We start from the raw sequence: 12,366 nt of genomic DNA, 5'->3' as shown, positions 1-12,366 counted from the left end.
GGAGTGGTAGTTCAGTTGGTTAGAATACCGGCCTGTCACGCCGGGGGTCGCGGGTTCGAGTCCCGTCCACTCCGCCAGATTCCAAAAGCCTTCTTGTCCTGTGGCAAGAAGGCTTTTTTCATCGCTGCTGCTGCCCGTGTGCAGCGTGCAAGAAAAAGCCGATCGCCGGGTTGCCCCGCAGATCGGCTTTTTGCATCGCAAGGCCCGCAGGCCTTGGTATTACTTGGGTGCCAGGCGGATGGCGCCATCGAGGCGGATCACTTCGCCATTGAGCATATCGTTCTCGATGATGTGCTTGACCAGCTTGGCGTAGTCCTCAGGGGTACCCAGGCGGCTGGGGAAGGGCACGCCAGCGGCGAGCGCATCCTGCACCTCCTGGGGCATGCCAAAGAGCATGGGGGTGCCAAAGATGCCGGGGGCAATGGTCATGTTGCGGATGCCGCTGCGCGCCAGATCGCGGGCGATCGGCAAGGTCATGCCGACCACGCCGCCTTTGGAGGCCGCATAGGCCGCCTGGCCGATCTGGCCGTCATAGGCGGCCACGCTGGCCGTCGAGATCAGCACGCCGCGCTCGCCAGTGAGCTCGGGCGCATTCTGGGCCATCGCTTCGGCGCAGAGGCGGATCATGTTGAAGCTGCCAATCAGGTTGACCGTGATGGTTTTGCTGAACAACTCCAACGAATGCGCGCCTTTTTTGCCGACGGTCTTTTCAGCCGGGGCAATGCCTGCGCAGTTGACCAGGCCAAACAGCTTGCCCAGCGATACCGCCTTGTCCACGACGGCCTGGGCCTGTTCGGCATTCGACACATCGCATTGCACAAATGCGCCGCCCAGCTGCTGGGCCAGCGCCTGGCCTTTGTCTGCCTGCATGTCGGCGATGACGACGGTGGCGCCTTCATTGGTGAGCATGCGGGCCGTGCCTTCTCCCAGGCCGGACGCGCCGCCTGTGACGATAAATACCTTCTTGGCGATTTGCATCGCTATGTCTCCCGGTTGTTGGATCGGTGCATCTTAGCCGAGCCCAGTGCGGTGAGCAGTCACAAAAAAAGCCCGCGAGCGGGCTTTTCGTGACAGCGTGCGCGGCTTACTGGAAGCCGGCGCGGTCCAGCATCTGCTGCACCTTGGCCATGTTGCTGCCCACAGCGCTGATCGGGATGGTCTCGCTCTTGAACGGCTTGTCCTGCGTCATCGCCTTCAGCGCCGGGTTGTCGGTCTGCACGTTCTTGGCTGCAGGCCACTCGTTGTTGCCGTTGGCGAAGTAGGTCTGGGCTTCCGGGCTGGCCAGGTACTCCAGGAACTTGACCGCGTTGTCCTTGTTCTTGCTGTACTTGGCGACTGCGCCACCAGCGATGTTCAGGTGGGTGCCCCAGCTGCTCTGGTTCGGGAACACGACGCTCACCTTGTTGGTGATCGCGACATCGTCGGGATTGCTCGAACGCATCAGGCGGGCGAAGTAGTAGCTGTTGGTGACGGCGATATCGCATTCACCAGCGGCAACGGCCTTGATCTGGTCGGTGTCACCGCCTTTGGGTGGGCGTGCCAGATTGTCCTTGACGCCTTGCAGCCATTGCTGGGCCTTGGCCTCACCGATGTGTTCGGTGACGGCGCCAAACAGGCTCAGGTTGTAGGGGTGCGAGGCCGAGCGGATGCAGATCTTGCCCTTGTTCTTGGGGTCAGCCAGCTTTTCATAGCTGTCGACATCCTCGAGCTTGACCTTGTCCTTGTTGTAGGCGATCACACGGGCACGGGTCGACAGACCGAACCAGGTGATGCCGCCATCGGCTTCGGGCTGGGCGCGCAGGTTGGCGGGGATCACGTCCTCCAGCTTGGCCGAGCGGATCGGCAGGAACAGGTTGTCCTTCTCGCCGCGGTAGAGGCGGGCGGCGTCCACCATCAACACCACATCGGCAGGGGAGGCGGCACCTTCTGCCTTGAGGCGGGCCACAATGCCTGCGTCGTCCGAGTCCACACGGTTGATCTTGATGCCGGTCGCTTTTGTGAAGTTGTTATAGAGCGCCTCATCCGTCGCGTAGTGGCGGGCAGAGTACAAGTTGACCACTTCCTGGGCTTGTGCAGCAGCACCTGCCGTGATGGCGCAAGCCAGTGCAAGGATTTTGAAAGAATGCATAGGGCAAAACGTCTCTGTAAAGTTGGAGACGCGATCTTAATTGAAACAAGAATTGTTTCTATTTAATCCAGTGCAGGGTCTGTGCTTATTCAGCTGCCATTAAGTGATGCATTGTCCATGGCGCGCCAGCCGTGCTGGCCGCCGGACAGACAAAAAAAAGCCCGGCAAGGCCGGGCTTTAAAAGGATCCAAGAAACCAGGTTTCGAAAAGATCCAAGGAGACAACTGGGTGCACCGACAAAGTCAGTGCGATCTATGTATTCTAGGGTTTACCCTTGGATTTGTCCAGGGGCTGGCCCTTTGCCGGGCTAAGTTGTGGGTATTGGGCCACAACCGGCGTCCGTTCAGCGGCGCTTGGCGGTCGCTGCGCTGACGGTACCAGCAGCCTTGACGGCGTTGTTGGTGATCGTGTTGAAGTTGGTCTCGGCCACTTCACCGGCTTGCTTCACGGCCTTTTGCACGGAGTCGTAGGCGTTGTTGGCAGCGGCAACAGCGGTCTTCATCACGGCAACGGCACTTTCGGAACCGGCTGGTGCGTTCTTGGCAGCAGTGTCGACAAAGTCATTGAACTTCGACTGGGCTTCCACGGCCTTGTTTTCGAACGCCTTGCTGAACTCCAGGCTGGTGGCAGCGGCGATTTCATACAGATGGCGGCTGTAGGCAGCGGTCTTTTCGGCCATCGGTTGCAGCAGACCGCTTTGCACGCTCAGCAGATCCTGGGCGCTCTTGGCATCGAGCACGGCCGAGGTGTTGGCCGAGACATCGGACAGCGCAGCGCGGGTAGCGGCCACATTCAGTTCCACCAGCTTTTCCACGCCTTCAAAGGCCTTGTTGGTCAGGCCCAGCAGGGTTTCCAGATTCGCCTTGTGTGCAGCCAGGATTTGGTCAGGGGTCAATGCCATGTTCATACTCCGTCTCGTTAGAAGTGGTGAAAATACCGGTCCGGACACCCATTGTGTACCGGAGGCTTGTGCATTGCTTTGAATTTGCTGCACTGCACAATGACTCTATTGTTGGGCATCTGCGGGTGTTTTGCAAGCCTTTTTTTGTGCAGTGCAGCAAAAAATCTTTTGTTTTGATTTCAATCATTTACCTTTTGTTTAATTAGTTGATGGGGTAACGAATTAATCGCCTGGTAATCGGCTCAAACCTGCTTGTTCTGACGTTGTAGCCGCCGCATGTGACAGCACGATGGCAGCGTCTGTGCTGGTCTGTCTCCGACAGTGCCGCGCTGCGGTGACGGCGGGTTCAGGCACTCGAAGAACGTGTTTACGATCTCCTCGCGCCGCGACAGCGGTTTTGCGGGAGGGGAGGCGAGGGGGGCGCCCAGCCGCGCAACACCGCAGCCATAGTCGCACTATTGCGGGGATTTGCAACGACGCAGACTGCCCTTAGTCGGGCACCCCTGCCCGGGCGGCCCTAGTCGGGCGCCCCTAGCCGGGCGCCCGCAAAACCCCTGTCCCTATGGGTTGGAGTGAAATGGGCCGATTTCTGCGCGCTGGCCCTTGCTTGCACCCCGGTGCAAGCTGCGGACCTGCCCTTCGAACTCATCCCGATTGCACTCCAACGCGGCCGCGTAGAGATTGCAAACACGTTCTACAATGCCTGCGAACTTCGTGACCAGGATGGCCAGATGTCTTCTTCGCAGCAGCACGCCGAGCGTCCCCAGCCGCAGCCCCGGTCGGCCTATGCCGAGTTTGTGCGCATAACCACCCGCTGGGCGGATAACGATGCCTATGGGCATGTCAACAACGTCGTTTATTACAGCTGGTTCGACACGGCCGTGAACCGCTTGCTGATCGACAATGGGCTGCTCGATCTGGAAAAGAGCTCCAGCATCGGCCTGGTGGTGGAGACCCAATGCCACTATTTTGCGCCAGTGTCCTATCCGCAGGATGTCGATGTTGGCGTGCGTGTCGCGCATCTGGGTAAAAGCAGTGTGCGTTATGAGCTGGCGATTTTTGTGGCCGGTGCATCGCAAAGCGCCGCTTGCGGGCATTTTGTCCATGTCTATGTGGACCGCAGCAGCCGGCGCCCGGTTGCGCTGCCAGACGCCACGCGCTTGGCGCTCGACAGACTGCGCCTGCGATAAGCCTCCGCGGGGTTGCCTTGCCCTGCCTCACAGCAGGGCGGCGGTCAATCGCCTACACTTGCCGCTGTTGCGACCTTATGAAATAGGCGCTGGGTTGTGGATACGAGACATGGCGTCTGCCTGTAGCAGCCACATAGGCCGCTGCACGTGTTGGCGCGCAACCCTGTGCTGCCAAACATGATTATCCAAAGTCTGCTGGACACCGACCTGTACAAGTTCACGATGATGCAGGTGGTGCTGCACCAGTTTCCGGGAGCCCAGGTGGAATACAAGTTCCGCTGCCGCAACCCCGGCGTGCAACTGGCGCCGTATGTGGACGAGATTCGCGCCGAAATCCAGCATCTGTGCAGCCTGCGCTTTGCCGATGACGAATTGGCCTATCTGCAGTCGCTGCGCTTTATCAAAAGCGATTTCATCGATTTCCTGCGGCTCTACCAGCTCAAGGAAAAATACATCAGCGTGATGCCGCTGCCCAGCGGTGAGATCGATATCACGATCACCGGCCCCTGGCTGCACACCGTGCTGTTCGAGATCCCGGTGCTGGCCATCGTCAACGAGGTCTACTTTCGCAACACTCAGCCTGAGCCCGATTGGGCGGAGGGGCGCAGGCGCCTGGCGGGCAAGATCGAGGCCATGCGTGGGCAGGGCCTGGAGGCGCTCAAGATCGCCGACTATGGCACGCGCCGGCGTTTCAGCCATCGCTGGCAGCGCGAGGTGCTGGGCAGCCTGGTGGGTGGCCTGGGCGTGGCCACACATCCAGCGATGCCGGGCGAGCGCCGGGGCCAGCTGGCCGGCACCAGCAACACCTTGTTTGCCAAACAACTGGGCCTGACCCCGCTGGGCACGATGGCCCATGAATACCTGCAGGCCTGCCAGGCGCTGGGACCGCGCCTGCGCGAAAGCCAGATCTATGGCTTTGACATGTGGGCCAAGGAATACCGGGGCGATCTGGGCATAGCGCTGTCCGATGTCTATGGCATGGATGCCTTCCTGCGCGATTTCGACCTGTACTTCTGCAAGCTCTTCGACGGCGCGCGGCATGACAGCGGCGACCCGTTCAGCTGGGGTGAGCGGCTGATTGCCCATTACAAGCTGCACAAGGTCGATCCGCTGAGCAAGATCTTGATCTTCAGCGATGCGCTGACGATACCGCGCACCATTGCGCTGTTCGAACGCTTCCAGGGGCGCTGCCAGCTGGCCTTCGGTGTGGGCACCAACCTGACCAATGACCTCGGCTACGAGCCGCTGCAGATCGTCATCAAGATGACCCGCTGCAATGGCCAGCCGGTCGCCAAGATATCGGACACGCCCGGCAAGAGCATGTGCGACGACGAAAAATACCTGGCCTATCTGCGCCAGGTGTTCAACCTGCCCCCCAGCCAGCACATGCCGCCGCAAGGGGTGGCACCAGCCCCCGCACGTGCGGGTTAATCGGGAGGGCGGCTGTTACCCGCAGCCGGTCCTGGCGCATGGCCGCTGACTAAAATCACCGGCTGCACCCGTCTGCCAGGCGCGCACGGCTGCATGGGGGAATAAGCACAAACACAAGGAGCAGCTTATGGCGCAGGTGGGGCAGCGGTATGGGGCGTGGGGCAGGGCGGCCGTGGGGGCTGCGGTGCTGGTACCGGGCTGGGCCAGTGCGGCCACGATCAATGGGGCTGATCTTTCTGTTTTATGGGGCATCCCTTTTGCCGGCATTCTGCTGTCGATTGCGCTGATGCCGCTGTTTTTGCCCCACTTCTGGCACCACCATTTTGGCAAGGTCGCCGCTTTCTGGGCGCTGGCCTTTTTGCTGCCGTTTGCTGCCGTCTTCGGACCGGGGTTGGCCGCTGGCAGCCTGGCCCATGCGCTGGTGGCTGAATACATTCCCTTTGTCATTTTGCTCACCGCCTTGTTCACGGTCTCGGGCGGCATCTACATCCGTGGCAACCTGCATGGCTCACCGGGCTTGAACACTGCCATCCTGGCCATTGGGGCGGTGCTGGCCAGCTTCATGGGCACCACCGGGGCGTCGATGCTGCTGATCCGGCCGCTGATCCGCGCCAACGATTCCCGCCGCAGTTGCGCGCATGTGGTCGTGTTCTTCATCTTCATCGTCTCCAACGCCGGTGGCTCGCTCACGCCGCTGGGCGATCCGCCGCTGTTCCTGGGGTTTTTGAAGGGAGTCGATTTCTTCTGGACCGTGCGCCACATCTTTGCCGAGACCCTGTTCCTGGTCGGTGCGCTGCTGGTGATCTTCTACCTGCTGGACCGCTACATGCTGCGCTTTGATGCGCAAAAGCCCCGCACCGATCCGACGCCCGACACCCACAGCCTGGGCTTTGAGGGCAAGATCAATTTTGTGCTGCTGGGCGCCGTGGTGGCCCTGGTGCTGCTCAGCGGCTTCTGGAAGTCCGACCTGCAGTGGGACATTGCCGGTGTAGCCGTTGGTCTGCCATCCATCGTGCGTGATCTGGGCCTGATTGCGGTGGCCGTGCTGTCCTTCAAGCTCACCCCTGCGTCTGCGCATGCCGCCAACCAGTTCGACTGGGGCCCGATGCAGGAGGTCGCCAAGCTGTTCGCCGGCATTTTTCTGACCATCATCCCCGTCATTGCAATGCTGCAGGCTGGTGCCAACGGGCCATTTGGTGCGGTGGTGCGTGCGGTGACCCGGCCCGATGGCTCGCCGGACCCGGCGATGTACTTCTGGGCCGCCGGCCTGCTCAGCAGCTTTTTGGACAATGCGCCCACCTATTTGGTGTTCTTCAATACCGCCGGGGGCGATCCCCAGGTGCTGATGACCTCGATGGCAACCACGTTGGCCGCCATCTCGGCCGGTGCTGTTTTCATGGGTGCGAACACCTATATCGGCAACGCACCCAATATGATGGTCAAGGCCATTGCCGAAAGCCGCGGCGTGCGCATGCCCAGCTTCTTTGGCTACATGGCCTGGTCCTGCGCCATCCTGGTGCCGCTGTTTGTCGTGATGACTTTTATCTGGTTCCGCTGAACCCCGAGGAAACTGCCGATGTCCCGCCCGAAAATTCTGATTGCCCGCGCCATCTCCCCTGAAGTGGTCACTGTGCTGGAGCAGCACTTCGAGGTCCAGTCCAACCAGGACGATGTCGCCTGGTCGCCCACCGAGCTGGCCGAGCGCCTGCAGGGCATCGATGGCGTGCTGACCACCGGCTCGCAGCGCATCGATGCGGATTTGCTGGCCGCCTGCCCGCAGTTGCAGATCTGCGCCAACATGGCCGTGGGCTACAACAACTTCGATGTGGCCGCGATGACGGCAGCCGGCGTGCAGGGCACGAATGCGCCCGATGTGCTGACCGAGACCACGGCCGATTTCGGCTTTGCGCTGATGATGGCGGCTGCCCGCCGCATCACCGAGAGCGAGCATTTTCTGCGCGCCGGACAGTGGAAGGACTGGCGCTATGACCTGTTGGCCGGTGCCGAGGTGCATGGCAGCACCCTGGGCATTCTGGGCATGGGCCGCATCGGCCAGGCCATTGCGCGGCGCGGTGCCCATGGCTTTGGCATGCAGGTGGTCTACCACAACCGCTCGCGCCTGAGCCCCGAGCTGGAGGCCGATTGCAAGGCCCGCTATGTGAGCAAGCAGGAGCTGCTCAGCACCGCCGACCACCTGGTGCTGGTGCTGCCCTACACCCCTGAGGCCCACCACACGATCGGTGCGGCCGAGATCGCCAGCATGAAGCCCACGGCGACGCTGACCAATATTGCGCGCGGCGGCATTGTGGACGACGCGGCGCTGGCCAAGGCCCTGGCCAACAAGACCATTGCTGCCGCCGGCCTGGATGTGTTCGAGGGCGAGCCTGCCGTGCACCCGGATTTGCTGGCACTGTCCAATGTGGTGCTGACCCCGCATATCGCCAGCGCCACGATGGGCACGCGCTGGGCCATGGCCCAGCTGGCGGCCGACAACCTGATCGCCTACCTGGGCGGCCAGGAGCCGGTCACGCCCGTCAACCACCTGGAGCACAGCCGCCGCAGCGCTGCCTGAACGCAAAATATTTCAATAAACATGGCTGTTTGTGCCCACCAGGCGGGTGCAAGCAGCTATTATTTTTGAAGTCTTCTCAAACACGGGGAACGCTTGTGAATCTGGATCTGGATCGGTCGCTGCTCAGCCTGGTGCTGCTGACCTTGGTGTTGTTGGCGGTGCTGGCCAATCTGCTGGTCATGCTGCTGCGCCGGCCCAAGGCCGGTCTGGGTGAGGTCTGGCTGCAGCAGCAGGAGCGCCAGGCCCGGGACCAGCAGCAGACGGTGCAGGCGCTGGCACGCAGCGAAGGGGCGCTCAGCCACCTGTCGCAGCACCTGACTTTGCAGCTGCGCGAGCTGAACCAGGGCAGCCAGGACGTGATGGGCGAGTTCCGCGAATCGCTGGAGGCGCGCATGGCGCAAAGCCTGGCCGAATCCCGCCTGGGGCGCCAGGAACTGGCCCAGGCACTGGCCGGGTTCGAGGCCCAGCTGGCGCAGCGCCTGGCCCACCTCGATGCCGCCGTCAACCAGCGCCTGTCGGTGCTCGATACCTCGCTGACCCAGCGCGTCGATGCACTCACCCGGGCCAACCACCACAGCCTGACCACGCTCAAGACCGATGTGCAGTCGCACCTGAGCGGCATGCAGGATGGGGTGGGGCGCCAGCTGGCGCAGCTGCTGCAGGCCAACCAGCAGCAGGCCGAGCAGCTGCGCGGTACGCTCAATGAGCGGCTGGCCAGCATCCAGAGCGACAACGCCAGCAAGCTCGAAGAGATGCGCAAAACGGTGGACGAAAAACTGCATGCCACCTTGGAGCAGCGCCTGGGTGAATCCTTCAAGCTGGTCAGCGACCGGCTGGAGCAGGTGCACAAGGGCTTGGGCGAGATGCAGACCCTGGCAGGCAGCGTGGGCGACCTCAAGCGCGTGATGACCAATGTGAAATCGCGCGGCACCTGGGGCGAGCTGCAGCTGGGCATGATCATCGACAACGTGCTGACCGCCCAGCAGTACGCCAAGAACGTCAAGACCGTGCCGGGCAGCGACGAAATGGTGGAGTTCGCCATCCGCCTGCCGGGCCACAGCGACGACAGGCCGGTGTGGCTGCCCATCGATTCCAAGTACCCGGTGGAGCACTACCAGCGGCTGATGGATGCGCAGGAGAGCATGGACAAGGCGGCGATCCAGTCGGCCAGCATCGGTTTTGAGAACTCGATCCGCCTGGAGGCCAAGAAGATCTACAGCAAGTACGTCTCGCCGCCCAACACTACCGATTTTGCGGTGCTCTACCTGCCCACCGAGGGCCTGTTTGCCGAGGTGATGCGCCGGCCCGGCCTGGTCGAGGCGGTGCAAAACGACTGCCGGGTCATGGTCTCGGGGCCCGCCAACCTGGCAGCGATGCTCAACAGCCTGCAAATGGGCTTCAAGACGCTGGCCATCGAAAAGCGCAGCTCTGAGGTCTGGGCGGTGCTGGGCCAGGTCAAGACCGAGTTCAACAAGTTTGGCGAGGTGGTCGAGGCCACGCGCAAGTCGCTGGACCAGGCAGCCAAGAAGTTCGAGCAGGTCGATGTGCGCACCCGGGCGATCAAAAAGCGCCTCTCGCATGTGCATGAGACGCCTGCAGCCGGCGAGTTGGGCCCTCTGACCTCGGATACGGACGAAGGCGACAGCGCGGCAAGCCTTTCTTAGCCGACAATGCAGGCCAAGCAAGCGCCAAGTGCCCAAGGTGCTGAAGGGAACGCGTGAATCGCGAGTTGATACGGCTGATCATCGGCCAGTTTTTCGTCCATACCTGTATGACAGGCACGCGTTTGGCAGCCCCGCTGCTGGCCCTGCGCGATGGCCACACCCCCGGCGCCGTGGGGTTCTTGCTCAGTCTGTTTGCGCTCACCCAGGTGTTTCTGGCGCTGCCGGCAGGCCGCTACGCCGACCGGCATGGCTTCATGAAGCCGATGCTCGCGGCGATTGCGCTGGCCTTTGTCGGTACTGCCATCGGTGTGGCCTTTCCCCGCTTTGAAGTCCTGTGCCTGTCGGCGCTGCTGACCGGCGCGGGTTGCGGCATCTCCATCATTGCGCTGCAGCGCCACGCCGGCCGCGTCGCGCATGAGGCCAGCGAATTGCGCCAGATCTTCAGCTGGCTGTCATTGGGCCCGGCGATTGCCAATTTTCTGGGCCCGATGGTGACGGGCCTGATCATCGACCACTCCACCGGCCAGGCGGGCAACAACCTGTCCTACCGCATCGCTTTTGCGGTGCTGGCGCTGTTCTCGGTGGTCGCCTGGTGGTGCGTGCGCAGCGCGCAGGAGATGGAGCCGGCGCCGCCCAAGAGCGATGGCCAGCCGCACCATGCCTGGGATTTGCTGCGCGAGCAGTCCTTCCGGCGCCTGCTGATCGTTAACTGGCTGGTCGCCTCCTGCTGGGATGTACACACCTTTGTCGTGCCGTTGCTGGGCCATGACCGGGGGCTGTCGGCCTCCGAGATCGGCGCCGTGCTGGGCGTGTTCGCGCTGGCGGCCTTTGTGATCCGGGTGCTGCTGCCTGCCATCTCGCGCCATCTGCGTGAGATGACGGTGGTGATGGCCGCGATGGTGCTGACCGCCGCCATCTTCGCGGTCTATCCGCTGATGCCCAATGCCTGGGCGATGGCCTTTTGTTCAGCCTTGCTGGGCATCGGCCTGGGCAGCGTGCAGCCGATGGCCATGAGCATGCTGCACCAGATCACTCCGGAAGAGCGCCATGGCGAGGCGGTGGGCCTGCGGCTGATGCTGATCAACGGCTCCAGCGTCTGCATGCCGCTGATGTTCGGTGCGGCGGGGGCGGCGATCGGTGTCGGCGGGGTCTTCTGGGTGATGGGCGCGCTGGTAGGTGCGGGCTCGCGCATGGCCTGGGTGCTGGGGAAAACGCCGCTGCCGACTTTCAAGGTCATCGACAGCAGTCCTGCGGCGGGGCCCGCCGCCCATGCGCTGGGCGAGAAGCCGGTGGCTATGCCGCCACGCGAGCCCTGATCGGCGGGCCCGACTTGCATTTGGCTCTGGCCCGAGCGGCTAAACTGCAGGGCTTGAATGGGGGATGCAAGCATGATGGATGGATTGGTTTCCGGGCGCATACTGGGCCAGCCGGTCGAGCGCACCAGTAAAACCGGCAAGCCCTACGCGCTGGCCAAGGTGCGTGCCAATGCCGGTGCAGGCGATGGCGAGATGCTGATTGTCAACGTCATCGCTTTCGACGATGCCCCGGTCGCCGCATTGCTGGGCCTGGGCGATGGCGACAGCATCTGCCTGTCGGGCAGCCTGACGCCCAAGGTCTGGGTGGACCGCGATGGCGTCGCCCGCCCCAGTGTCGATATGGTGGCCCACCAGGTGCTGACCGCCTACGCGGTGGCGCGCAAGCGCGGTGTGGCGGGCGACACGGACCTGGATCCTGCGGGCTGATCCCGTCCGGATGGCTGGCTGGCACGTACAATCTGCCGCAGCATGACTCCATCTTCTCCCGTATCTTCCCCAGCGGCCTCGCGCGGTCTGTTCATCAGCTTTGAAGGCATTGACGGCGCTGGCAAATCCTCGCATATCCAGGGCCTGCACGACGCCTTTTTGGCCGCCGGCCGCCGGGTGGTGAGCACGCGGGAGCCCGGGGGCACGCCGCTGGCCGAGAAGCTGCGCGCGCTGTTCCTGCAGGAGCCCATGGATGCGCTGACCGAGGCCTTGCTGGTATTTGCCGGCCGGCGCGACCACCTGCAGCAGGTGATCGAGCCCGCGCTGGCCCGTGGCGACGTGGTGTTGTGCGACCGCTTTACCGATGCCACCTTTGCCTACCAGGGCGCAGGGCGTGGCTTTGACCTGCAGGTGCTGTCGGTGCTGGAGCACATGGTGCAGGCCCGGCCCGAGCTGGGCGAGGGCGCACTGCGCCAGCCCGACCTGACGATATGGTTTGACCTGCCCACCGAGGTGGCCGCCGAGCGCCTGGCAGGCGCGCGTGCCCCGGACCGTTTTGAGGCCGAACCCCAGCAGTTTTTTGCCCGCGTGGCCGCCGGTTATGCCGAGCGCGCGCTGGCGCAACCCGGCAGGTTTGCACGCATCGATTCGCACCAGCCCAAGCCGGCGGTGTGGCAGGCAGTGCGCCAGGCCGTCGAGGCCCGGGGCTGGCTGAGCGCCAGCCGGGAGGAGGGCTGA

The 12,366-nt window shown here is 63.0% G+C and carries 11 protein-coding genes and 1 tRNA gene; 9 read left to right on the top strand and 3 right to left on the bottom strand.

Going from position 1 to position 12,366, the window contains the following annotated elements; all coding sequences use genetic code 11:
- A tRNA-Asp gene (locus AB7A72_RS07660) sits at positions 1 to 77 on the top strand.
- 142 nt (positions 78 to 219) lie between these two features.
- Here AB7A72_RS07660 and AB7A72_RS07655 read toward each other — a convergent pair.
- The 3 genes from AB7A72_RS07655 to AB7A72_RS07645 all read right to left on the bottom strand — a co-directional run bounded on the left by AB7A72_RS07655 (position 220) and on the right by AB7A72_RS07645 (position 3,029).
- Positions 220 to 978: a 3-hydroxyacyl-CoA dehydrogenase gene (locus AB7A72_RS07655; RefSeq protein ID WP_239811683.1), complete on the bottom strand. Its 759-nt coding sequence runs from the start codon at positions 976 to 978 to the stop codon at positions 220 to 222.
- Positions 979 to 1,084: 106 nt separating this feature from the next.
- Positions 1,085 to 2,128, bottom strand: a complete 1,044-nt coding sequence (locus AB7A72_RS07650) for an extracellular solute-binding protein (RefSeq protein WP_239811684.1) — start codon at positions 2,126 to 2,128, stop codon at positions 1,085 to 1,087.
- Positions 2,129 to 2,471: 343 nt separating this feature from the next.
- Positions 2,472 to 3,029 carry a phasin family protein gene (locus AB7A72_RS07645; RefSeq protein WP_239811685.1) on the bottom strand — a complete coding sequence of 186 codons (558 nt, stop codon included), beginning with the start codon at positions 3,027 to 3,029 and terminating at the stop codon, positions 2,472 to 2,474.
- A 731-nt stretch (positions 3,030 to 3,760) separates the two neighbouring features.
- Between AB7A72_RS07645 and AB7A72_RS07640 the strand changes: the two genes are divergently transcribed.
- The 8 genes from AB7A72_RS07640 to tmk all read left to right on the top strand — a co-directional run bounded on the left by AB7A72_RS07640 (position 3,761) and on the right by tmk (position 12,366).
- Entirely contained in the window at positions 3,761 to 4,219 is a 459-nt protein-coding gene (locus AB7A72_RS07640) for an acyl-CoA thioesterase (RefSeq protein ID WP_312408829.1), read from the top strand.
- A gap of 177 nt (positions 4,220 to 4,396) precedes the next feature.
- Positions 4,397 to 5,650 (top strand): nicotinate phosphoribosyltransferase, encoded by a 1,254-nt coding sequence (gene pncB, locus AB7A72_RS07635; protein ID WP_239811687.1) that lies wholly within the window; start codon positions 4,397 to 4,399, stop codon positions 5,648 to 5,650.
- 127 nt (positions 5,651 to 5,777) lie between these two features.
- Positions 5,778 to 7,208, top strand: a complete 1,431-nt coding sequence (locus AB7A72_RS07630; RefSeq protein ID WP_369459513.1) for a sodium:proton antiporter — start codon at positions 5,778 to 5,780, stop codon at positions 7,206 to 7,208.
- Positions 7,209 to 7,226: 18 nt separating this feature from the next.
- A complete protein-coding gene (locus AB7A72_RS07625; RefSeq protein ID WP_369459512.1) occupies positions 7,227 to 8,222 on the top strand; it encodes a 2-hydroxyacid dehydrogenase in 996 nt (331 codons plus the stop codon).
- A 179-nt stretch (positions 8,223 to 8,401) separates the two neighbouring features.
- Positions 8,402 to 9,886 carry a DNA recombination protein RmuC gene (gene rmuC, locus AB7A72_RS07620; RefSeq protein ID WP_369459531.1) on the top strand — a complete coding sequence of 495 codons (1,485 nt, stop codon included), beginning with the start codon at positions 8,402 to 8,404 and terminating at the stop codon, positions 9,884 to 9,886.
- Positions 9,887 to 9,939: 53 nt separating this feature from the next.
- Entirely contained in the window at positions 9,940 to 11,202 is a 1,263-nt protein-coding gene (locus tag AB7A72_RS07615; protein WP_312834428.1) for an MFS transporter, read from the top strand.
- Between the two features lie 75 nt (positions 11,203 to 11,277).
- Positions 11,278 to 11,628, top strand: coding sequence for a single-stranded DNA-binding protein (locus AB7A72_RS07610; RefSeq protein WP_312408835.1), 351 nt, complete (start codon positions 11,278 to 11,280; stop codon positions 11,626 to 11,628).
- Positions 11,629 to 11,670: 42 nt separating this feature from the next.
- Positions 11,671 to 12,366: a dTMP kinase gene (gene tmk, locus AB7A72_RS07605; protein WP_239811693.1), complete on the top strand. Its 696-nt coding sequence runs from the start codon at positions 11,671 to 11,673 to the stop codon at positions 12,364 to 12,366.

Source organism: Comamonas sediminis, from assembly GCF_041107495.1.
In the GTDB taxonomy this organism is placed as follows: domain Bacteria; phylum Pseudomonadota; class Gammaproteobacteria; order Burkholderiales; family Burkholderiaceae_C; genus Comamonas; species Comamonas sediminis.
The sequence above is the reverse complement of the archived record's forward strand: the minus strand, read 5'-3'. Positions and strand labels throughout refer to the sequence as shown.